The 23,413-nt window shown below is 62.0% G+C and carries 19 protein-coding genes; 16 read left to right on the plus strand and 3 right to left on the minus strand.

Annotation, left to right across the window (positions count from 1 at the left end; genetic code table 11):
- Positions 1–45 precede the first annotated feature (45 nt).
- The 12 genes from M1E16_RS21045 to M1E16_RS21100 all read left to right on the plus strand — a co-directional run bounded on the left by M1E16_RS21045 (position 46) and on the right by M1E16_RS21100 (position 13,459).
- A complete protein-coding gene (locus M1E16_RS21045; RefSeq protein ID WP_458128287.1) occupies positions 46–564 on the plus strand; it encodes an RNA polymerase sigma factor in 519 nt (172 codons plus the stop codon).
- 170 nt (positions 565–734) lie between these two features.
- The gene (locus M1E16_RS21050) at positions 735–1,640 is read left to right on the plus strand and encodes a FecR family protein (protein WP_458130356.1); all 906 of its coding nucleotides are present in this window, start codon (positions 735–737) and stop codon (positions 1,638–1,640) included.
- 118 nt (positions 1,641–1,758) lie between these two features.
- A complete protein-coding gene (locus tag M1E16_RS21055; protein ID WP_458128288.1) occupies positions 1,759–4,353 on the plus strand; it encodes a TonB-dependent receptor in 2,595 nt (864 codons plus the stop codon).
- A 160-nt stretch (positions 4,354–4,513) separates the two neighbouring features.
- Entirely contained in the window at positions 4,514–5,104 is a 591-nt protein-coding gene (locus tag M1E16_RS21060) for a biliverdin-producing heme oxygenase (protein WP_458128289.1), read from the plus strand.
- A gap of 138 nt (positions 5,105–5,242) precedes the next feature.
- Positions 5,243–5,671 carry a YbaN family protein gene (locus tag M1E16_RS21065; RefSeq protein ID WP_434697025.1) on the plus strand — a complete coding sequence of 143 codons (429 nt, stop codon included), beginning with the start codon at positions 5,243–5,245 and terminating at the stop codon, positions 5,669–5,671.
- Between the two features lie 33 nt (positions 5,672–5,704).
- Positions 5,705–7,051 carry a CoA transferase gene (locus tag M1E16_RS21070; RefSeq protein WP_458128290.1) on the plus strand — a complete coding sequence of 449 codons (1,347 nt, stop codon included), beginning with the start codon at positions 5,705–5,707 and terminating at the stop codon, positions 7,049–7,051.
- A 693-nt stretch (positions 7,052–7,744) separates the two neighbouring features.
- Complete coding sequence (arcD, locus tag M1E16_RS21075; protein WP_458128291.1) at positions 7,745–9,172, plus strand: arginine-ornithine antiporter; 1,428 nt, start codon at positions 7,745–7,747, stop codon at positions 9,170–9,172.
- Positions 9,173–9,203: 31 nt separating this feature from the next.
- Complete coding sequence (gene arcA / locus M1E16_RS21080) at positions 9,204–10,460, plus strand: arginine deiminase (RefSeq protein ID WP_434572284.1); 1,257 nt, start codon at positions 9,204–9,206, stop codon at positions 10,458–10,460.
- A 66-nt stretch (positions 10,461–10,526) separates the two neighbouring features.
- On the plus strand, positions 10,527–11,537 hold the full coding sequence (locus tag M1E16_RS21085) for an ornithine carbamoyltransferase (protein ID WP_434700669.1): 1,011 nt from the start codon (positions 10,527–10,529) through the stop codon (positions 11,535–11,537).
- A 132-nt stretch (positions 11,538–11,669) separates the two neighbouring features.
- A complete protein-coding gene (arcC, locus tag M1E16_RS21090; RefSeq protein WP_458128292.1) occupies positions 11,670–12,599 on the plus strand; it encodes a carbamate kinase in 930 nt (309 codons plus the stop codon).
- Between the two features lie 64 nt (positions 12,600–12,663).
- Positions 12,664–13,023: a DUF5064 family protein gene (locus M1E16_RS21095; RefSeq protein ID WP_434697020.1), complete on the plus strand. Its 360-nt coding sequence runs from the start codon at positions 12,664–12,666 to the stop codon at positions 13,021–13,023.
- A 259-nt stretch (positions 13,024–13,282) separates the two neighbouring features.
- Positions 13,283–13,459 carry a hypothetical protein gene (locus tag M1E16_RS21100; RefSeq protein WP_305499247.1) on the plus strand — a complete coding sequence of 59 codons (177 nt, stop codon included), beginning with the start codon at positions 13,283–13,285 and terminating at the stop codon, positions 13,457–13,459.
- A 7-nt stretch (positions 13,460–13,466) separates the two neighbouring features.
- Here the strand turns inward: M1E16_RS21100 and M1E16_RS21105 are convergent, their stop codons facing one another.
- On the minus strand, positions 13,467–14,360 hold the full coding sequence (locus tag M1E16_RS21105; protein ID WP_434628867.1) for a helix-turn-helix domain-containing protein: 894 nt from the start codon (positions 14,358–14,360) through the stop codon (positions 13,467–13,469).
- 170 nt (positions 14,361–14,530) lie between these two features.
- Here M1E16_RS21105 and pobA point away from each other — a divergent pair, with 170 nt between their 5' ends.
- Both pobA and M1E16_RS21115 read left to right on the plus strand, forming a co-directional pair.
- Entirely contained in the window at positions 14,531–15,721 is a 1,191-nt protein-coding gene (gene pobA / locus M1E16_RS21110) for a 4-hydroxybenzoate 3-monooxygenase (protein WP_458128293.1), read from the plus strand.
- Positions 15,722–15,772: 51 nt separating this feature from the next.
- Complete coding sequence (locus tag M1E16_RS21115) at positions 15,773–17,308, plus strand: MDR family MFS transporter (RefSeq protein WP_458128294.1); 1,536 nt, start codon at positions 15,773–15,775, stop codon at positions 17,306–17,308.
- 141 nt (positions 17,309–17,449) lie between these two features.
- Here M1E16_RS21115 and M1E16_RS21120 read toward each other — a convergent pair whose 3' ends face one another.
- On the minus strand, positions 17,450–18,799 hold the full coding sequence (locus M1E16_RS21120; RefSeq protein ID WP_458128295.1) for a spinster family MFS transporter: 1,350 nt from the start codon (positions 18,797–18,799) through the stop codon (positions 17,450–17,452).
- Positions 18,800–19,152: 353 nt separating this feature from the next.
- Here M1E16_RS21120 and M1E16_RS21125 point away from each other — a divergent pair, with 353 nt between their 5' ends.
- Positions 19,153–21,327, plus strand: a complete 2,175-nt coding sequence (locus M1E16_RS21125; protein ID WP_434601650.1) for a hypothetical protein — start codon at positions 19,153–19,155, stop codon at positions 21,325–21,327.
- A 274-nt stretch (positions 21,328–21,601) separates the two neighbouring features.
- On the opposite strand, the gene M1E16_RS21130 is transcribed toward M1E16_RS21125, so the two are convergent.
- On the minus strand, positions 21,602–21,907 hold the full coding sequence (locus tag M1E16_RS21130) for a DUF2288 domain-containing protein (protein ID WP_434601651.1): 306 nt from the start codon (positions 21,905–21,907) through the stop codon (positions 21,602–21,604).
- Between the two features lie 339 nt (positions 21,908–22,246).
- On the opposite strand from M1E16_RS21130, the gene M1E16_RS21135 reads away from it, so the two are divergent.
- The gene (locus tag M1E16_RS21135; protein WP_458128296.1) at positions 22,247–23,374 is read left to right on the plus strand and encodes a branched-chain amino acid ABC transporter substrate-binding protein; all 1,128 of its coding nucleotides are present in this window, start codon (positions 22,247–22,249) and stop codon (positions 23,372–23,374) included.
- Positions 23,375–23,413 lie beyond the last annotated feature (39 nt).

The raw sequence follows: 23,413 nt of genomic DNA on the forward strand, positions 1-23,413 counted from the left end.
AGATGATAAGCATTATCATCTACTCGAACCGAACCGAGCCCTACCGTGAGCCAATCACGCTTCCATCATGTGTTCCTCGCCCAGCGCCTGCCGCTGCTGCGCACCCTCGAACGCATGGTCAACAACCCCTGCACCGCCGAAGACCTGCTCCAGGAAACCTACCTGCGTGTCACCCGCGCCCTGAACGAGCGCACGGTCGAGCATCTCGAACCCTTTGTCTTCCAGACCGCCCGTAACCTGGCGCTCGACCATTTGCGCGCCCGGCGCATCCAGTCACGCACGCTGTTGGACGACGTGCCGATGGAAGTCGTGAACAACGTCGTCGCCCCGCAAAGCAGCGCCGAGGACGCCGCCCATGCCGGCCGATTGCTCGAAAAACTCAACCTCAGCCTGCAGTCGCTGAGCCCGCGTCAGCAGCAGATTTTCATCCTCAACCGCCTGCATGGCCACAGTTACCAGGACATCGCCGAACGCCTGGGCGTGTCGCTGAGCACCGTGCAGAAAGAACTGAAACTGATCATGGCGATTTGCGTCGGCGTAGCCGAACGCCTGGACGCCGATTGAGTCTGCAGGACACTGGCGGCCAACAACCACGCCGATTGCGTTGGCCGACGAGCCTGCTAGTCTTGGTCGCCTGATTACAAGCAGCCGTGCAAAGACACTGCCGAGGAACCACCGTGACGGACAAACACAGCCCCCCTGAAGCCGCTGCGGCACAGGATACCGCCCACGCCATGGACCAGGCGCTGGACTGGCTGGTCCTGCTCGACAACCCCAGCGAGGAACAGACCCGGCAGTTCCAGGCCTGGCTGGCGGCAGATCCGCGTCATGGCGAAGCGTTCTCCAGGGCCCAGGCGATCTGGAACGGCCCGCAGATCATCGAAAGCGCCCGGCAGCTCCAGGCCCGCCCCAAGGCCACCGCGCTGTCGCGCCTTCGAGCTCATTGGAAACCCCTGGCCACCGCCGCCGTGCTGTTGCTGGGGCTGTTCAATTTCAGCGACCTGCCCCTGCAATTCCAGGCCGATCACCTGACCGTGGTCGGTGAGCGCCAGCGCCTCCAACTGGAAGACGGTTCCAAGGTCCTGCTGAATACCGACTCGGCGTTTTCCAGCTCCTTCGACGAGCAGCGGCACGTGGCCCGTCTCTACAAGGGCGAGGCTTTTTTCGAGGTGCCGGCCAGTCGCAATGTGCCGTTGGAGATCGACGCCGGGCCGGTCACCGCCAGTGTCAGCGACACCACGTTTGCGGTGCGTTACCTGGACGGCGTCGCTCAGGTCCAGGTGCAGCGCGGCGATGTCGACCTGCGTGCGACCCGCTACGATGCCCATGTCCGCTTGTCGGCAGGAGAAAGCATCCGCATTGGTCCCAACGGCTTCGACCGCCCGGCACGCCTCGATGTCGGCACGGACCTGGCGTGGGTCCAGGGCCGACTGGTGTTCGAGAACCGGCCGCTGGGCCAGGTACTGGCGGAATTGCGACGCTACTACCCGGGCTGGATCATCAACAACAACCAGCAGTTGGCCGGCGTGGCCGTGACGGGTAACTATCGCCTCGACCAGCCGCTGGACGTGGTGCGTTCCCTGGCCCATATCACCTCTGCCCGCCTCCAGGAATTCCCGGCGCTGGTAATCCTGAACTGAATGAGAATTATTTTTACTCGATAGCTTTTGCTGGTTCGTCTCGTTATAGGCAATGCAATTGATTCGCATCTCGCGATGCGATCTGCACCTATAACAGATGCGACACGGAGCGCTATCGATGTCCTCTCGCCTTACTTGCCGGTTTCTTGCCCCCTCTTGCACGCTGTCACTACTCACCGCCGCCATCCTGATGACCGGCACCGCGCCGGCGGCCCTGGCTGCCACCGCCGAGCAATCGCCAGCGCGCAACATGGGCGACTACACCTTCAGCATCGCCCGGCAACCACTGGTTTCCGCCCTGAACGCATTTACCGCCGTCACCGGCTGGCAGGTGGGGCTGCCGGCAGAGCTGGCCGAAGGCGTCGCCTCGCCGGGGGTGAACGGCTCGCTGCCGCCGGAAAAAGCCTTGGAGCGCCTGTTGGTGGGGACCAACCTGAGCTATCGCAAACTGGGCAATAACAACATCGTCCTGGAAAAGCGCAGCGCCGGCAGCGCGCTGGAGTTGCAACAGGTGACCATCAGCGCCACCCGCCAGGAACAAGACATCGCCAGCGTACCGAGCACCGTTTCGATCCATGATCGCCAGGAGCTGGACCGCAACAACGTCAACACCATCAAGGACCTGGTGCGCTATGAGCCCGGCGTGTCGGTGGGCGGCGCGGGCCAGCGCGGCGGCATCAGCGGTTACAACATCCGCGGCATCGACGGCAACCGGATCCTGACCCAGGTCGACGGCGTGGAAATCCCCGGCGGCTTCTTCAACGGCCCGTACGCCAAGACCCAACGCAACTACGTCGACCCGGAAATCGTCAAGCGCGTGGAGATTCTGCGCGGCCCGGCCTCGGTGCTGTACGGCAGCAACGCGATCGGTGGTGTCGTCAGTTATTTCACCCTCGATCCGGACGACATCATCAAGCCCGGCAAGGACGTCGGCGCGCGTCTCAAGACCGGCTACAGCTCCGTCGATGAAAGCTGGCTCAAATCCGCCACCGTCGCCGGCCGCAGCGGTCCGTTCGACGGGTTGTTGCATTACAGCCAGCGCGACGGCCACGAGACCGAATCCTACGGCAGCAACAACGGCACCGGCCTGGACCGCACCGCCGCCAACCCGGAAGACGTGCGCGCCAACAACGTGCTGGCCAAACTCGGCTGGGACTACAGCGATGACGCACGCCTGAGCCTGGTGTACGAGAAGTACAAGGACGATCGCGACGTCGACCTGAAAAGCGCCTACGGCGGGCCCTATGCCAACGGCCAGCCAGCCATTCCCGGCTCCATCCTGCCCGGCGGCATGTACCAGTGGCGCACCGGTAACGATACGATCACCCGCGAGCGTTTCGGCCTGGAGCACAGCTTCGCCCTCGACAGCCTGCTGGCCGACAACATCAAGTGGAGCCTCAACCACCAGATCGCCAAGACCGACCAGCGCACCGCCGAGTTCTATTTCCCGATCACCCGCCGGGTGTTGCGCACCCGTGAAACGCTCTATGAAGAAAAACAGTGGGTCTTCGACGCGCAGGCGGACAAGTCATTCAGCTTGGCCGACACCGATCACACACTGACCTACGGCACCACGCTCAAGCATCAGAAAGTCACCGGCTCACGCAGCGGCAACGGCGTGTGCCTGGCGGTCGGCGTGGGCTGCCCCACCGTCGGCGCCATCAGCACCCGGGACGTATTGGCAAAAGCCAGCGACTTCCCCGACCCGACCATCAACACCTACAGCGTTTTCGCCCAGGACCAGATCAGCTGGGACAAATGGACCTTCACGCCAGCGCTGCGCTACGACTACACCCGGCTCAAGCCACGCCTGACCGAGGAATTCCTGCGCACCGTGGACCCCACCAACGGCGGTACGGTGAGCGGCGAGGACAAGAACTGGCATCGCGTCTCGCCGAAGTTCGGCCTGACCTACGCCCTGACCGACCAGTACACCTGGTACGGCCAGTACGCCGAAGGGTTCCGCACCCCGACCGCCAAGGCCTTGTACGGACGTTTCGATAACGCCGGCGTGGGCTACAGCGTGGAACCCAATCCCGACCTGGAACCGGAAAAAAGCAAAAGCTACGAAACCGGCCTGCGCGGTCGTTTCGACTCCGGATCGTTCGACGTGGCGGTGTTCTACAACAAGTACCGCGATTTCATCAACGAAGACGCCATCACCCCCGGCGCCGACCAGTTGACCTTCCAGAGCAACAACATCAAGCACGCCACCATCAAGGGCATCGAAGCCAAGGGACGCCTGGACCTGGACGTGTTCGGTGCGCCAAAAGGCTTCTACACCCAAGGCTCGGTGGCCTACCTGTATGGCCGCAACAACGACACGGGCGAGCCGCTCAACAGCGTCAACCCGCTTACCGGCGTGTTCGGCCTGGGCTACGACCAGGAGCAGTTCGGCACCTTGCTCAGCTGGACCCTGGTCCAGAAGAAAAACCGCGTCGACGACAGCAACTTCAATTCGCCCGACGGCGTCAGCGGCCAGTTCAAGACGCCGGGCTTCGGCATTCTCGACCTGAGCGGCTACTACAAGGTGACTCACGACGTCACCGTCAGCGGCGGCCTCTACAACCTCACCGACAAGAAGTACTGGCTGTGGGATGACGTGCGCGGCTACGACAGCGTCGGCGAAGCGGCGGTGCTGAGCCCGGCCAACCTCGATCGCCTGACGGCGCCGGGGCGCAACTTCGCGGTCAACCTGATCTGGGATATCTGATCCGGTTCCAGGCAAAAAGCCATCCGTGGCGAGGGAGCTTGCTCCCGCTGGGGTGCGAAGCGCCCCCAAGATCTAACGGTCGCTGCGCACTGGAGCGCCAGCCCGGCCGAGCGGGAGCAAGCTCCCTCGCCACGGTGTATTTCACTCCAAGGAGTTTTTCATGACCACCCCACGCCCCACTCTACGTTCCCAGCGCCTGAACCAGATCACCCACGAGCCCCACGGCAAGCTCGACGCCCTGGTCAAGGCCCACGCCCCATTCGAAACCAAGGCCAGCTACGCGCGCTTCGTCGTCGCCCAGTACCTGTTCCAGTCAGAACTGGTGGCGCTGTACAACGACGCGCAACTGGCTGCCCTGATACCCGACCTGGCGGCCCGCTGCCGCGCCGAAGCGGCCAAGGCGGATCTCGCGGACCTGGACACCGAAGTGCCCGCGCCGGTGGCCGGTGCGGTAAAAAACCCGAGCCAGGCCGAAGCGCTGGGCTGGCTGTTCGTTTCCGAGGGCTCGAAGCTCGGCGCCGCATTCCTGATCAAGCGTGCCGTGGCCCTGGGAATGAACGAAACCTTCGGTGCCCGGCACCTGGCAGAGCCGGCGGGCGGACGTGCCGATGGCTGGAAAACCTTCACCCGTACCCTCGACGGCCTGGCGTTCACCGAACAGCAGGAAGCCGAGGCGGACAAAGGCGCGCTGGAGGCCTTCAACCGGTTTACCGTGCTGCTGGAACACGCCTATGCGGCCGAGTTGGCCTGAAAACTCTTCTCCGGGCCTTGGTGGGAGCGAGCCTGCTCGCGAAGACAGAAGATCATCCGCCACAACTGTTGGCTGACACACCGCCTTCGCGAGCAGGCTCGCTCCCACAGGGATTTTGCACATGATCAGAAACCCCCCATGAACCGTCCCCGAAAACCCAGCCAACTGCTCTTCGCCCTGCTCGCCTACACCAGCCTGGCCATCGGCCTCATCGCCTTGGTCGTGCCCGGCCTGCCGACCACCGAGTTCATCCTGCTCGCCGCCTGGGCCGCGACCCGCAGTTCGCCGCGTCTGAGCGCCTGGCTGGAGCACCATCGGTTATTCGGACCGATGCTGCACAACTGGCGCAACGGCAAGGTCATCCCGCGCCGGGCCAAGGTCGGCGCCACGATCAGCATGCTCGGTTGTGCCGCAATGATGTGGCTGATGCTTGCCCACGGCTGGCCGATGTACCTGGCCATGGCCGGCATGGGCCTGGGCAACCTGTGGATCTGGTCACGCCCGGAAACTCGTGGCGAGGGAGCTTGCTCCCGCTGGGGCGCGAAGCGGCCCCCTACGCAATTTTGAACTATGATCGCTCTCTCGCCTGGAGGGCTTTCGATGTCAGATCTGCTCACATCCGTGCAAACCGCCCTCGGTTTGCCCACGACTGCGATCCCCTTCACTGGCGAAGGCGCTCTACCCTCTGCCTTCGGGGTTACCGAGTTGGCCTGCGCCAGCATCGCCACGGCCGGTCAAGCGGTCGCCGAACTCATCCATCAGCAGACCGGCCGCCTGCCGACGCTTGAAGTCGACAGGCGCCTGGCCTCGTTCTGGTTCGCCACGTCCCTGCGGCCCGTCGGCTGGAGCGTACCTTCGCTGTGGGACCCGGTGGCTGGCGACTACGCCACCGCCGACGGCTGGATCCGCCTGCACACCAATGCACCGCATCATCGTCTTGCTGCGGAAAAAGTCCTCGGAAGCGGCAGCGACCGCGCCGACATGGCGAGCAAAGTTGCCCGTTGGAACAAGGCCGAACTGGAACAGGCCGTGGTCGACGCCGGTGGTTGCGCCGCACAGATGCGTTCCTGGCAGGCGTGGCAGGCCCATCCGCAAGGTTTGGCGGTGAACGCCGAACCGCTTGCTCACTTCGATGACATGAGTGCAGCTTCGCTTGAACCCTGGCTCGGCTCAGTCGCCCAGCCGCTGGCGGGCTTGAAGGTGCTTGACCTGACCCGCGTGCTGGCCGGCCCGATTGCCAGCCGTTTTTTGGCCGGGCTGGGCGCCGATGTGCTGCGTATCGACCCGCCGACCTGGAACGAACCCGGCGCGGTTCCGGAAGTTACCCTCGGCAAACGCTGCGCCCGCCTCGATCTGCATCAGCCCGCCGACCGCGCGACGTTCGAAGCATTGCTCAAGGACGCCGACATCCTCCTGCACGGCTATCGCGCCGACGCGCTCGAACGCCTGGGCTACGGCGCCGCACAACGCCGCCAACTGGCGCCTGGGCTGATCGACGTAAGCCTCAATGCCTACGGCTGGAGCGGCCCCTGGCAACACCGACGCGGCTTCGACAGCCTGGTGCAGATGAGCAGCGGCATCGCCGAGGCCGGCATGGCCTGGAAACAGACAGACAAACCGACGCCGCTGCCCGTTCAGGCGCTGGACCACGGCACCGGCTACCTGATGGCGGCCAGTGCGATTGTGCTGCTGGCTCGGCGCTTGGCCGATGGCCGTGGCGGTTCGGCACGCTTGTCACTGGCCCGCACGGCGAAACTGTTGATCGAGGGTGGCGCCGGCGATGGGGCTGCGTTGCGCCCCGAAGACGAGGCTGACCAGGGACTGCTGGTGGAACAAACGCCCTGGGGCCCGGCGCACCGCCTGCAGGTGCCGCTGAAAATCACCGGCACACCGTTGCAGTGGGCCCTGCCAGCCACCGAACTGGGCGCACATCGCCCTCAGTGGTGATCGTTCGATCGCCATCGCGAGCAAGCTCGCTCCCACATGCTATTTTTTCGACAAACGCAGATCCCACGACCTACACAGAATCACCGTGGGAGCGAGCCTGCTCGCGAAGAGGCCAGCACATCCAACATCTCCATCGACTGATACACCGCCTTCGCGAGCAAGCTCGCTCCCACATTGGATTTTTTGACAAACACAGATCCCACGACCTACAAAGAATCACTGTGGGAGCGAGCCTGCTCGCGAAGAGGCCGGCACATCAACATCTCAATCGACTGACACACCGCCTTCGCGAGCAGGCTCGCTCCCACATTGGATTTTTTGACAAACACAGATCCCACGACCTACAAAGAATCACTGTGGGAGCGAGCCTGCTCGCGAAGAGGCCGGCAATCCAACATCTCAATCGACTGACACACCGCCATCGCGAGCAAGCCCGCTCCCACATGGAATTTTCGACAAACTTAGATCCCACGACCTACAAAGAATCACTGTGGGAGCGAGCCTGCTCGCGAAGAGGCCGGCACATCCAACATCTCAATCGACTGACACACCGCCTTCGCGAGCAAGCCCGCTCCCACAGGTTTTGCATCCAGCCCTTTCAGCTCATGCTTCGCGGTTGAACTGACCCAGATCAGCTGTCGCCCCCTTGAATCGACTTAGGCTGTTGACTCTCCTTCGTTTGAGAGTCCTGCAATGTCCGATACCCCCGGAAAACTTCGACTGGGCGCGCTGGTTGCGCTGGTAGTGGGTTCGATGATTGGCGGCGGGATCTTTTCCCTGCCGCAGAACATGGCCGCCAGCGCCGATGTCGGCGCCGTATTGATCGGCTGGGCCATCACCGCAGTCGGCATGTTGACCCTTGCATTCGTGTTCCAGACCCTGGCCAATCGCAAACCCGATCTGGACGGCGGGGTGTACGCCTACGCCAAGGCCGGGTTTGGCGACTACATGGGGTTTTCCTCGGCCTGGGGTTACTGGATCAGCGCCTGGCTCGGCAACGTCGGCTACTTCGTCTTGTTGTTCAGCACCCTGGGCTATTTCTTCCCGGTGTTTGGCGAAGGCAACACCGTGGCGGCAGTAATCGGCGCATCGCTGTTGCTGTGGGCCGTGCACTTCCTGGTACTGCGGGGCATCAAGGAAGCGGCGTTCATCAATCTGGTGACCACCGTCGCCAAGGTCGTGCCGCTGCTGCTGTTTGTGCTGATCGCGGTGTTCGCCTTCAAGCTGGATATCTTCACCGCTGACATCTGGGGCTTGAAAAACCCGGACCTGGGCAGCGTGATGGATCAGGTGCGACACATGATGCTGGTCACCGTGTGGGTGTTCATCGGCATCGAAGGCGCGAGCATTTTCTCGGCCCGCGCCGAAAAACGCAGCGACGTCGGCAAGGCCACGGTCATCGGCTTCATCACGGTGCTGTTGTTGCTGGTACTGGTGAACGTGCTCTCGCTGGGCATCATGACCCAACCTGAACTGGCGAAGCTGCAGAATCCGTCCATGGCCGCCGTACTCGAGCACGTGGTCGGTCACTGGGGCGCTGTGCTGATCAGCGTCGGCCTGGTTATCTCGCTGCTCGGTGCCCTGCTGTCCTGGGTCTTGCTGTGCGCCGAGATCATGTTTGCCGCCGCCAAGGATCACACCATGCCGGCCTTCCTGCGCCGGGAAAATGCCAATCATGTACCGGCCAACGCGCTGTGGCTGACCAACGCGATGGTCCAGCTGTTCCTGATCGTCACGCTGTTTTCCGCCAGCACCTACCTGTCGCTGATCTACCTCGCCACCTCGATGATCCTGGTGCCGTACCTGTGGTCGGCGGCCTACGCACTGCTGCTGGCGGTACGCGGTGAAACCTATGAAAACGCCCTGGCCGAACGGCGCAAGGACCTGTTCATCGGCGCCATCGCGCTGATCTACGCGATGTGGCTGCTGTATGCCGGCGGGATCAAGTACCTGCTGCTCTCCGCCCTGCTCTACGCCCCCGGCGCGATCCTGTTCGCCAAGGCCAAGCGCGAACTGGGCAAACCGGTTTTCACCTCGGTCGAGAAGCTGATTTTCGCCGCCGTGGTGGTCGGTGCCCTGGTGGCTGCCTACGGCCTTTATGACGGCTTCCTGAGCCTGTAACCGGCTGACTGTTTCATCTGGAGGATTTTTAATGACCACGGAAAAAGTGAAATACGGCGTCCATTCCGAAGCCGGCAAACTGCGCAAAGTCATGGTCTGCTCACCAGGCCTCGCCCACCAGCGGCTGACGCCGAACAACTGCGACGAACTGCTGTTCGATGACGTGCTGTGGGTCAACCAGGCCAAGCGCGACCACTTCGATTTCGTCACCAAGATGCGTGAACGCGGTATCGACGTGCTGGAGATGCACAACCTGCTGACCGACATCGTCGCCATCCCCGAAGCGCTCGACTGGATCCTGCATCGCAAGATCACCGCCAACTCCGTGGGCCTGGGTCTGGTGCATGAAGTGGGCGCCTGGTTGCGCAGCCTGGAGCCACGCAAGATCGCCGAATACCTGATCGGCGGCGTCTCGGCCGATGACCTGCCGGACAGCTTCGGCGGCAAGACCATCCAGATGTTCCGCGACTTTCTCGGGCACTCCAGCTTCATCCTGCCACCGTTGCCCAACACCCAGTTCACCCGCGACACCACCTGCTGGATCTACGGCGGCGTGACGCTGAACCCGATGTACTGGCCGGCGCGCCGCCAGGAAACCTTGCTTACCACCGCCATCTACCGATTCCATCCCGAGTTTACCCAAGCCGATTTCCAGATCTGGTACGGCGACCCGGACCTGGACCACGGTAACGCCACCCTCGAAGGCGGCGATGTGATGCCCATCGGCAACGGCGTGGTATTGATCGGCATGGGTGAACGTTCGTCGCGCCAGGCCATCGGTCAACTGGCACTGAACCTGTTCAAGCACAACGCCGTCGAGCGGGTGATTGTCGCGGGGCTGCCACGTTCCCGCGCAGCGATGCACCTGGACACCGTGTTCAGTTTCTGTGACCGCGACCTGGTGACGATTTTCCCTGAAGTCGTCAGCCAGATCGTCGCGTTTTCGCTGCGCCCGGACGAGAGCAAACCCGGCGGCATCGACGTGCGGCGCGAGGAAGGCAGCTTCCTCAGTACCGTCGCCAGCGCCCTCAAGCTGCCCGCGCTGCGCATAGTGGAAACCGGCGGCAACAGCTTCGCCGCCGAACGCGAGCAATGGGACGACGGCAACAACGTGGTCGCCCTCGAGCCAGGCGTGGTCATTGGCTACGACCGCAATACCTACACCAACACCCTGCTGCGCAAGGCCGGGGTGGAAGTCATCACCATCAGCGCCGGCGAACTCGGTCGTGGCCGTGGCGGCGGCCATTGCATGACCTGCCCGATCGTCCGCGACCCTATCGACTACTGACCTCTGAGCCTGGGTCGTTTTATCGAAAACGGCCCAGGGGATAACCGACACCCAAGGAGATCCATCATGGCTTTCAATATGCGCAACCGCAGCCTGCTGAGCTTGATGCACCACACCCACCGCGAGCTGCACTTTTTGCTCGACCTGTCCCGCGACCTCAAGCGCGCCAAGTACACCGGCACCGAGCAACCGCACCTCAAAGGCAAGAACATCGCGCTGATCTTCGAGAAGACCTCGACCCGCACGCGTTGCGCCTTCGAAGTCGCGGCCCATGACCAGGGCGCCCACGTCACCTACATCGACCCGGTCTCGTCACAGATCGGCCACAAGGAAAGCATGAAGGACACCGCCCGGGTGCTGGGGCGGATGTTCGACGCCATCGAATACCGTGGCTTCGAGCAGGAGATCGTCGAGGAACTCGCCAAGTTCGCCGGCGTGCCGGTGTTCAACGGCCTGACCGCCGAATTCCACCCCACGCAAATGATCGCCGACACCCTGACCATGCGCGAGCACAGTGACAAGCCGCTGCATGACATCAGCTACGCCTACCTGGGCGATGCGCGCTACAACATGGGCAACTCGCTGCTGATGATCGGCGCCAAGCTGGGCATGGACGTGCGCATCGGCGCGCCGAAAGCCCTGTGGCCGCATCAGGACTTCATCGACCAGTGCCAGGCCTTCGCCGCCGAAAGCGGTGCACGGATCACCATCACCGAAGACCCGGAAGAAGCGGTCAAGGGTGTGGACTTCATCCATACCGATATCTGGGTCTCCATGGGCGAACCGGTGGAGGCCTGGGACGAGCGCATCCAGCAACTGCTGCCCTATCAGGTCAACGCGCAAATGATGAAAGCCTCGGGCAATCCGCGGGTGAAATTCATGCACTGCCTGCCGGCCTTTCATAACAGTGAAACCAAGGTCGGCAAGGACATCGCCGCGCGTTATCCGAACCTGGCCAACGGCGTGGAAGTGACCGAGGACGTCTTCGAATCCCCGGCGAACATCGCCTTCGAACAGGCGGAGAACCGCATGCACACCATCAAGGCGATCCTGGTGGCGGCGTTGGCGGATATCTAAAACAAACGATACATCCCTTGTGGGAGCGAGCCTGCTCGCGAAAGCGATACGTCAGACAAATCAACGCTGACTGATACCCCGCCTTCGCGAGCAGGCTCGCTCCCACACGGGCTGACTTGAAAGGACAGCACCATGCGAATCGTCGTTGCCCTGGGCGGTAATGCCCTCCTACGTCGGGGTGAACCCATGACCGCCGACAATCAACGCAGCAACATCCGCACCGCGACCGAACAGATCGCCAGGATCCATCCCGGCAACGAACTGGTCATCGCCCACGGCAACGGCCCGCAGGTCGGCCTGCTGTCGTTGCAGGCGGCGGCCTACACCTCGGTCACGCCGTATCCGCTGGACGTGCTGGGCGCCGAAACCGAAGGCATGATCGGCTACATCATCGAACAGGAACTGGGCAACCTGCTGGACTTCGAAGTGCCCTTCGCCACGCTTTTGACCCAAGTCGAAGTGGACGCCAACGACCCGGCTTTCCAGAACCCGACCAAGCCCATCGGCCCGGTCTACAGCCGGGAAGAGGCGCAGCAACTGGCCGCAGAAAAAGGCTGGGCGATTGCCGCCGACGGCGACAAGTTCCGCCGGGTGGTCGCCAGCCCACGGCCCCGGCGCATCTTTGAAATCCGTCCGATCAAGTGGCTGCTGGAAAAAGGCAGCATCGTGATCTGTGCCGGCGGTGGCGGCATCCCGACGATGTACGACGCCGACGGCAACCTGCAAGGCGTCGAAGCGGTGATCGACAAGGACCTGTGTTCAGCACTCTTGGCCGAACAGCTGGAAAGCGATCTGCTGGTCATCGCCACGGACGTCAACGCCGCTTTCATCGACTTCGGCAAGCCGACCCAGAAAGCCATCGCCCAGGCTCACCCCGACGAGATGGAAAAACTGGGCTTTGCCGCCGGGTCCATGGGGCCCAAGGTGCAAGCCGCCTGCGAATTCGCCCGCCACACCGGCAAGCTCGCGGTGATCGGGTCGCTGTCAGACATCGAGGCTATCGTCCAGGGCACCGCCGGCACGCGCATCAGCACGGCAACGCCGGGGATTGTTTATCGGTAACCACAAAACTTATACGGCAGGCGCGGTGTCTGCCGTTCTCCACGCCTTCGAAGGAGAGACCCTTATGGCCACGTTCCAACCCGGTCACCTGCACATGGAACGCCATGCGCTGAACAAGGACGACTACAGCTACAACCTGTGCATCGATTACGAGGTGATCCAGGATCCCGAGGAAGGAACGGGCATGTCGTTCCGGCTGCACGGCACGGTGGAAGACAAGAGCGTGGACGAGACGTTTTTCCTGGCCAAGGACCAGGCCTTCGACTTCGCCCGCCACGCCACGCGCATCGCCCAGCAGTACGGCATGCCCAAGACCGCCAGCATCGGCTCGATGCACAAGTATTACGACGAGATGTTCGAAGACGTGCGGCACCAGCTCGACGTCAAGCCGGGTGATCCGATGAAGCCTGAGCATTTGGAATAATCCTGACACCCACTTCGGGCCTACAAAGCACCTGTGGCGAGGGAGCTTGCTCCCGCTCGGTTGCGCAGCGACCGCAAAATCCTCGGGCCGCTGCGCAGCCCAGCGGGAGCAAGCTCCCTCGCCACAATGAATCCCTGCACCTGGCGCTATCAGTGGCCTGAATACCGCGCTACACACAAGACCCGCCCGACTGGCAACTCGCCATGGCTGACCTATGCTGAAAACAGTACCCCCGGGTATTCGTTCAGAGGTCATCGCCATGAACATCAAAACAAGAAGACGCCTCGCCATTTTTGTCACCTGCACGGCCACGCTTGCGCTGTATGGCACCGCGGCTTATCGGGTCGAACAGGCCAGGCAGTTGCCCCGTGAATACGCCAGCTGCAACTTCGAACGCTGCATACCGCACAACGCATCCCTGAACGCTCTGCGCTGAAGCGGTTTCAGTCGTCCTGCTGATCGGTCTTGAGCCGGTCGCGGAAGGCCTTGGGCGAAATGCCGACACGCCGGCGAAACAGCCGGGTGAAGTTGGTCGGGTCGGAAAATCCGAGCAGTTCGGAGATCTCGTAGATGGTCATGCCGGTGTAGGTCAGCAGCCGCTTGGCCTCCAGCAGCTGACGCTCGTGCATGATCTGCAACGCCGGTTGCCCGGCCAGTTCGCGACAGGTGCCGTTGAGGTGCGATACCGAGATGCCCAGGCGATGGGCGAGGTCTTCGACCTTGACGTGCTGGCGATAGGTTTCCTCCACCAACTGGATGAACCCGTTGAGATATTCCCGGGCCCGTTGCGGGCGCTGCGACGAGGTACGCCTGTCCATTACCTGGCGACTGACCCAGACCATGATCACGCTGACCAATGCATGCATCAGCATTTCCCGGGCCGGTTCGTGGCCAACATATTCCGCCTGCAAGGCGCTGAAAAGGCTGTTGAGGTAGTCGGCGTTTTCGCCGGCCGGGTAGGCTTCGGCCTGGGCCAGGACATTCACCGAATGCCCAAGCTGCCCTTGCAGATGCGTCACCAGCGGCGCCGCCAGGGTAACCACGTAACCTTGCACATCCTCGGAAAAGCGAAAGCCGTGCACTGACAAGGGCGGCAGGATCTGCACCGCCGGCTCGTCGAGCCGGGTGCGCTGGCCTTCTATTTCCAGCTCGGCCTGGCCCTTGTAGACAAACAGTAACTGACACAGGTCCGCATGCCGATGGGGTTTGATTTCCCACTGGTGTTCGCTGCTGCGCGTGGAAATGGTTTCGCAATGCAGCAGGTCCGGCGTCGGCCAGTCCTGGCTCTCGCCGTAGAGCTTGAACACCGGTATCGAAGGCAGCTCGGTTTTCTTCATACGAGGGTTGGCCTCGGGTTATGGGCGGTAATCGCACCGATTGGCAGAAAGTACAGGTTTCAGCGCAGTTTTCCCCTTCAATTGACAGGTTCGCAAGCGAAAAATGCAGGCCAGGATTACTAATAATAAACACCGACCCTGGTCGCGTGCTCTTGCGAGTCATAACAACAATGAAAACCCTCAAGACCCAAGTCGCCATTATCGGCGCCGGCCCCTCTGGACTGCTGCTCGGCCAGTTGTTGCACAACGCCGGCATCGACACGCTGATCCTGGAACGCCAGACACCCGACTACGTCCTCAGCCGCATCCGCGCCGGCGTGCTTGAGCAAGGCATGGTGCAGTTGCTGCGCCAGGCCGGGGTCGGCCAGCGCATGGATGCCGAAGGCCTGCCCCATGATGGCTTCGAGCTGGTCCTCAATGGCCGGCGCGTGCACATTGACCTGAAGGGACTGACCGGCGGCCAGAACGTCATGGTCTACGGCCAGACCGAAGTCACCCGCGACCTGATGGCTGCACGCCAGGCCTGCGGCGCGCAGACCCTGTACCAGGTCGATAACGCCCAGCCCCACGACCTGCAGACCGACCAGCCCTTCGTGACCTTCGAGCATGCGGGCGAAACCTGGCGTCTGGACTGCGATTACGTGGCCGGCTGCGACGGCTTCCACGGCGTCGCGCGGCAATCGATCCCGGCGGAAAAACTCAAGGTCTTCGAGCGCGTCTACCCGTTCGGCTGGCTCGGCATCCTGGCCGACACCCCGCCGGTCCACGAGGAGCTGGTCTACGCCCGCCATGAGCGCGGCTTTGCCCTGTGCAGCATGCGCTCGCGGACCCGCACCCGTTATTACCTGCAAGTGCCCGCCGAGGAACAGATAGCCGACTGGCCGGACGAGCGTTTCTGGAGCGAGCTGAAAAACCGCCTGCCCGCCGACCTGGCCAAAGCGCTGGTGACCGGCCCTTCCATCGAAAAAAGCATCGCGCCGTTGCGCAGTTTTGTCGTCGAACCGATGCAGTACGGGCGGATGTTTTTGGTCGGCGACGCCGCCCACATCGTCCCGCCCACCGGTGCCAAGGGGCTGAACCTGGCCGCCAGCGACGTCAGCACGTTGTTCAACATCTTGCTCAAGGTCTATCGCGACGGTCGCGTGGACCTCCTGGAACGCTATTCGGCCATTTGCCTGCGGCGGGTCTGGAAGGCCGAACGGTTCTCCTGGTGGATGACTTCGATGCTGCATCGCTTCGACGACGATGCGTTCAACCAGCGCATCAGCGAAGCGGAGCTGGAATATTTCGTCGACTCCGAGGCCGGTCGAAAAACCATTGCGGAAAATTATGTCGGCCTTCCTTACGAGGCTATCGAATAGCCAACTATCGATTTAAACTGCGGGCTCCCGTCCATTCGCCTCCCCGGCGCGATGCCCGCAGGTCCAGCCTTGAATCAGCTCGATACGCCTCATGTCCCGCAACCCGCCATCCGTAGCGTGCTGGTGGCGCTGATGCTGGCGATTTTCCTCGGTGCGTTGGACCAGACCATCGTCGCCGTCTCGATGCCGGCGATTTCCGCGCAATTCAAGGATGTCAGCCTGCTGGCCTGGGTGATCTCCGGCTACATGGTCGCGATGACCGTTGCGGTGCCGATCTACGGCAAACTGGGCGACCTGTACGGCAGGCGGCCATTGATGCTGTTCGGCATGGGCCTGTTCACGCTCGCCTCGCTGTTCTGCGGCCTGGCGCAGGACATGCAGCAACTGGTACTGGCGCGGATTTTCCAGGGCATCGGCGCTGGCGGGATGATCTCCGTGAGCCAGGCGATCATCGGCGACATCATCCCGCCCAGGGAACGTGGCCGTTATCAGGGCTACTTCAGCAGCATGTATGCAGTGGCCAGCGTCGCCGGGCCGGTGCTGGGCGGCTACATGACCGAATACCTGTCCTGGCGCTGGGTGTTCTGGATCAACCTGCCGCTGGGCCTGGGCGCCTGGCTCGTGGCCCGGCGCACGCTGGTGGGGCTGCCGGTGCCGCAACGCACGCCCGTCATCGACTACCTGGGCACCGTCTTGCTGATCATCGGCCTGACTGCCTTGCTGCTGGGCATCACCCAGGTGGGCCAGGGCCACGCCTGGCACAGCCGCGAAGTGCTCGGGCTGCTCGGTGGCGCCGTGGTCGTGCTGGGGGTATTCGCCTGGCATGAGCGCCGCGCCCGGGAGCCGCTGCTGCCCATGCACCTGTTCGTCAACCGCAGCGCGGTGCTGTGCTGGTGCACGGTGTTCTTCACCAGTTTCCAGGCGATCTCGCTGACGGTGCTGGTGCCGTTGCGCTTCCAGAGCGTGACCGGCGCCGGGGCCGACAGTGCCGCGCTGCATCTGCTGCCACTGGCGATGGGCCTGCCGATGGGCGCCTATTTCGCCGGACGGCGCACCTCGATCACCGGTCGCTACAAACCGATGATCCTCAGTGGCGCCCTGCTCTTCCCGTTCGCCATCCTCGGCATGGCCTTCACCCCGCCCGCGGCATTCTGGCTCAGCAGCCTGTTCATGCTGCTTGGCGGCATCGCGTCCGGCATGCAATTTCCCACCTCGCTGGTGGGTTCGCAGAATTCGGTGCAGCAACGGGACATCGGCGTGGCCACCAGCACCACCAACCTGTTCCGCTCACTGGGCGGCGCGGTCGGCGTGGCATTGATGTCGGCGCTGCTGCTGGCGCTGTTGCAGGACTCGGGTTTCGCCCAGCTCGCCGGTTCGTCAATGATCGGCGAAGGGCATTCCGGCAACGTGCTGCTCGACGGCCTGAACGCCGCGCCGGGCGCGGCACGGGATGCCTTGCGCGAGGAACTGCAAGCGACGTTCCGGCATTTGCTGATGATCAGCGCGGCGGTGTCATTGCTGGGGTTGGCGGCGGCGCTGGCAGTGCCCGACTGCCTGTTGCGCGGGCGAGAAGAAAAAACTCGCTAGTGCGGACGGCACCGACCCCTGTGGCGAGGGAGCTTGCTCCCGCTGGACTGCGCAGCAGGCCCAAAATCCTGAGTGAGCCTGGGAATTTTTGGGGCCGCTTCGCGGCCCAGCGGGAGCAAGCTCCCTCGCCACAAAATCCCGTTAGGCCGCCCCCACGACACCTTCGGGCAGCACCACCGCGCTCATACCTTCCTTCATCCGCTTGGCATCGCGCACGAAGCAGCGAGAGGCCAGGAACAGGAACACCATGGTCAACAGCAGCGCCACCGGGATCAGGTACATCGCGTCATGCAGGCCGATCGCCTTGAACGCTTCGGTCATCTGCGGGGCGCCTGCGGTCGCCATGGCCGTGCGCGCGAAGTAGTCGGACAAGCCGCCGACCACCACCGGCCCCAGGCCACCGCCGAGCAGATACAGCCCGGCAAAATACAACGCCATCGCCGTGGCCCTCAGGCGCGGCTCCACCACGTCCTGGATCGCGGTGTAGACGCAGGTGTAGAAGTTGTAGGCAAACAGCCAGCCGACGCTGAACACGGCGACAAAAATGCCGATTTCGATGCGCCCGGCCTGCAGGGCCCAAGCGGTAGTCACCGTGGAAATCGCCAGGCTGAACGCCGCGAACAACAACCGGCCATTGGGCACGCGTTGGTGAATCTTGTCGGCCACCCAGCCGCCAAGGGTCAACCCAAACAACCCGGTCACACCGACCATGATCCCGGTCGCCACAGCCGCCTCGTGCAGCGGCATCCCGAAATAGCGCTGCAGCATCGGCACCAGGAAGGAGTTGCAGGCATAAGTGGCGAAGTTGAAGCACAGCCCCGCCAGGATCAGCCAGAGAAAGGTCGGAATCGCCAGCAACCGGCGAATCGGCTTGTCGACCTTTTCCTGGGACACCGCCACGGTTTCCGCCGCGCCGCGCTTGGGTTCCTTGATGAAAAACATGAACACCGCCAGCACCAGGCCCGGCACCGCCGCAATGAAGAACGGCGCGCGCCAGCTGTCGAACGCCTTGACCATCGCGCCAATGGTAAAAAACGCCAGCAGCAGGCCCAGCGGCAGTCCCAGCATGAAAATGCCCATCGCCCGAGCCCGACGGTGCGCCGGGAACAGATCGCCGATCAACGAGTTGGCCGCCGGCGCATAACTGGCTTCACCGATGCCCACGCCCATGCGCACCACCAGGAACGCCCAGAAACTGCCCACCAGGCCGTTTACCGCCGTCAGCCCACTCCAGGCCGCCAGGCCCCAGCCCATCAGTTTGCTGCGCGAACCGGTATCGGCCATGCGTCCCAATGGCAGGCCCGCGATGGCATAGACGATGGTGAAGGCAGTACCGATGATGCCGATCTGGAAGTCGCTGAGGCTCCACTCCATGCGGATCGGCTCGATGATGATCGCCGGGATGGTGCGGTCGAAAAAGTTGAACAGGTTGGCCAGGAACAGCAGGAACAGAATGCGCCAGGCATTCGCCGCTTGGGTCGAGTTCTGCATGGGTCCGTCTCTTCTTATTGTTGGGCGAGGCATCCGAGCCCGGAGTCTGCAATCTAGACAGCAGCGTGCGCGCTGTCTTCAATCATTCGCGCGGCTGATACCCGACCATGGTGAATGGCGCATCCATGACGACGGTCATTTTTCTGTAGGAAATGCCATCATTTTGCCCCTTCATGATTAAAGATCGTCCTACAGATGCCGATCCAGATAATCAGGAAAGATTCTCCCGAGCGGGGCCCAGGCATTGCCTGGACGCTTGGGCCGACCTTCGCGCGATCAAAAGACGCGAGCTCCCATCCGCGATGGTTCGATGACCCAATCGTCGAACCGACCAGTCAGGCATACGGCGCACAATGACCTCCAAAAAAACAGCCACTGCGGTTTCCGATCTGACCCTGAGCCCGGCCGCCAACGGCGCGGACGCCTCGGCGCTGTCGAGCAGCTCGCGATCCCTGGCGACCCAGCAATATCTGTATTTCACCGAGACCAACACCGACCGCATCCTCGACAACCTCGATGGCCTGCGTGATGCCGTATTCCCCCGCCCGCCGCACCTGGTGGATGACGAGAGCGAACGTGGCCAGCAGGAATTTCCCTCGGTGTGCCTGATCGGCCTCGGGCGCTGCGGCTCCAACATCGCCCTGGACGTAGCGGAACTGGTCTACAACGCGCGCAAGTTCTATCTCAACGAATTCAACGCCGAAGACAAGCACTACGGTGACAAGGGCTATCGCCCCGCGCAGTGGATGCGCAACCTGCGCCTGGGGACCAGCAAGGCCAGCAAACCGGTGTTCCTGGTGGAACCGCTGGTCATGCTCGGCGACCTGGACAAAGACATCGCCGGGCGTATCCGTTTTTCCCGCAAGGGCGAAAAAAGCGGGTTCTTGCGCGACTACAGCAAAATGAAAATCATGGACCTTTCCGAAGTCCATGCGGGTGGTGCCGGTAACGCACCGATTCTCGGCCAGTACCTGGCGAAGATCATCCTGAACAAGGACACCCAGCGCTTCTCCAGCCCCGACTGGAAAATGATCCACTCGTACCTGATCGATAGCTGCGGCATCAAGGCCAACCAGTCGCGCCTGTACTTCTCGATCTTCAGCGCCGGCGGCGGTACCGGTTCGGGCATGGCTTCGGAGTTCGGACTGGCCCAGCAGTACTCGTACATGAACAAGACGTTCGACACCAAGCCGATGGACGAACACGACAGCAAGAGCGGTCATTCCTTCGTCTTCGAACCGATTTTCACCAGCGGCATCTGCGTGCTGCCGAACATTTCCGATCATCGCAGTGAAATGTCCGAGGCGCTGCACATCAACGCCGGACGGCTGCTGTGCAAATACCTCTCGGAAGAATGGGATTTCTCGTACAACTTCGCCAACGAAGACAGCAGCGAAGCCAGCGTCATGGGCCGTATCCGGCCATGGAACGCGATGATGCTGATCTCCAACGACATCATGCGCTACGCCGAAGAAAGCGATGACGGCAACATCCAGAACATCGATGTCAATGCCATGGAAAAGCACGCCAACCAGTATATTTCCCAGCAGATCTTCAACATCCTCACGGCCCAGGCCGTGACCACCGACTACGACCAGAACTACTTCCGGCGCGCCGGCATCGACATCGGCGAAACCATTCGCCTGGATGCCAACGACCTGTTCATGAGCCTGGCCGGCCCGGTGGCAATTGCCTACGCTGAATCCGTCGTTCCGGAAACCCCGGCGCCGAGCGGCGACAAGTTCAAGGTGTTCGAAAAGGAGCCGCCGCGCCTGAACATCGATGACCTGTTCTTCCGCTCCATCGACCTGCCGCACTTCAACAAGGTCACCCAGGCCATCGAAGGCATCAGCCTGTTGCCGATCGAGTCCAAGCGTTACCGGGCCTCGCTGGAGCAATACAAGAATTCCGGCTATGACGCCGCCGCCCTGCACGACCTGCACTTCTTCAAGAACTGCTCGTCGGTGGTGTCGATCGTCTCGCTGCCCAAGGACTACAAGCTGTCCTACATGGACCTGAACCGGCTCAAGACCCACCTCAACAGCCTGTTCCCGAACACCACGCTCAAGCGCTATGCGCTGGTGATCGGCGCCTCGGCCAACTTGTCGCTGACTACCCTGATCGCCAAGAGCCCGTGCCTGTCGGATGACTTCCTGACCCTGATCGTGGCGTTCATCAAGCGCTGCTTTGCCCGCACGCCGTATCGCTTCGACGAGACCCTGGACAACTCGATCCTGGACTTCATCATCAATGAAGAGTTCGACGAAGCACGCATCGACGACCTGCTCAATGAATTCGAGAACCCGGCGAAGATCCTCGACACCAACTGGTACGCGATCAAGCCGATGTACGAGAAGAAGTACCGCGAGCTGATCAGTGACAAGGACAAGTTTGTCTCGATCAATGACATCCGGCTGTCCCGGGACTGCGTGAAGAAGTCCATCAAGTATCTGCGTGAGATCTACCGTCACCGGATTGGCAAGACCAAGGTTATTTCGCTGAATAACCATACGGGCAAGAGTTACTGACACCGCGTCGCGCCGATTCGCGAGCAGGCTCGCTCCCACAGGATTTGTGAACACAGATCCGTTGTGGGAGCGAGCCTGCTCGCGAAGGGGCCATGAGCGGCACCGCAAAACAACATCCAGAAACAATTAGGCAGCCCACCGGCCGCACCAAAAACTGTTCCCGTTACGTATACGTCACCCTGCCCTGTGGCGTTTCGCCACGGCAGGCTGTCATCACGCTACTCACCTACACACTTTCCGAGATGCCAAAACACGAACCAACTTGGTGCATTGATCAATTCGACGCCCTTTCCTGGATCATTATCCACGGCGAAACCACCACGGCCCACAGCAGCGGATCACGCTCGAGAAAATCCAGCGCCCGCGTTTCAGACAGCTTGGCGAGCTGCCCGCCGGCCAGCCAGGCGGCGACTTTGGTACCTTCGTCCTCGGCAATAGCCTCGGCTGCGGCGATCAGATCCAGTGCCGGATCGACCCACAATAGGGCACCCTTGGCAAAGAACGGTTCCAGCTCCTTCCAGGTAATGGATGCGGTTTCACCGAGCAATTTGGCATAGAGGGTGCTAGGTTCTTGATTCATGGGAGCTGTCCGGAAAAGAAATCGGCGCGAATAATAACGTCGGTGGTCTGGCAGAAAAACCCGGTTGCAATTGCAGCACCGATTGAAAAGCGCAGGAAAGCCAAGGATTGCCGATTTGACCGGACAAACCCCGCCGCGAATCTGTCTTTTTCTTTCAATAAAGCGACACCCCCAGGCTTTGCCCCCAAGCGCCAGCTTCCCTTGCCAACAATCGGCGCTCTACACTGTACCGGTACAGTTGCCGGGGGCATTTTCCGCGTGGGTATCCAAGATATCTGACCCGGTTCTGCTGCTACGGCGCCAGGACTATAAAAACTACAACAGCATGAGTGGAGCACTATGACTAAGGCTACTAAGCAGATTTCCAAACTGTTTGCCGCTATGGTTCTGGCCGGGGTTGCCAGCCATTCGTTTGCCGCCGACACCATCAAGATCGGCATCGCCGGCCCGAAAACCGGCCCTGTAGCCCAATACGGCGACATGCAGTTCAGTGGCGCGAAAATGGCCATCGAACAGATCAACGCCAAGGGCGGCGTCGACGGCAAGCAACTCGAAGCCGTTGAATACGATGACGCCTGTGATCCGAAACAAGCGGTCGCGGTCGCGAACAAAGTCGTCAACGACGGCGTCAAGTTCGTGGTCGGCCACCTGTGCTCCAGCTCCACCCAGCCGGCTTCCGACATCTACGAAGACGAAGGCGTGATCATGATCACCCCGGCTGCCACCAGCCCGGACATCACCGCGCGCGGTTACAAGATGATCTTCCGCACCATCGGCCTGGACAGCGCCCAAGGCCCTGCGGCCGGCAACTACATCGCCGACCACGTCAAGCCGAAAATCGTTGCGGTCCTGCACGACAAGCAGCAGTACGGCGAAGGCATCGCCAGCGCAGTGAAGAAAACCCTCGAAGGCAAAGGCGTGAAAGTAGCCGTCTTCGAAGGCGTGAACGCCGGCGACAAGGACTTCTCCTCGATGATCGCCAAGCTCAAGCAAGCCAACGTCGACTTCGTCTACTACGGCGGCTACCACCCGGAGCTGGGCCTGATCCTGCGTCAAGCTCAGGAAAAAGGCCTGAAAGCCAAGTTCATGGGTCCGGAAGGCGTGGGTAACGACTCCATCTCGCAAATCGCCAAGGAATCCTCCGAAGGCCTGCTGGTGACCCTGCCGAAATCCTTCGACCAGGATCCGGCCAACGTCGCCCTGGCTGACGCGTTCAAAGCCAAGAAAGAAGACCCGAGCGGTCCGTTCGTATTCCCGTCCTACTCCGCTGTGACCGTGATCGCCGACGCGATCAAGGCTGCCAAGAGCGAAGACGCGACCAAAGTGGCTGAAGCCATCCACGCCGGCACCTTCAAGACCCCAACCGGTGACCTGAGCTTCGACGCGAAGGGCGACCTGAAGGACTTCAAGTTCGTGGTCTACGAGTGGCATTTCGGCAAACCTAAAACCGAAGCTTCGCCTCAGTAAGGCCTGGCCTGACTGACTGCCAATAAAGCCCACGGCGTG

This window comes from Pseudomonas sp. Z2-11 (assembly GCF_054161305.1).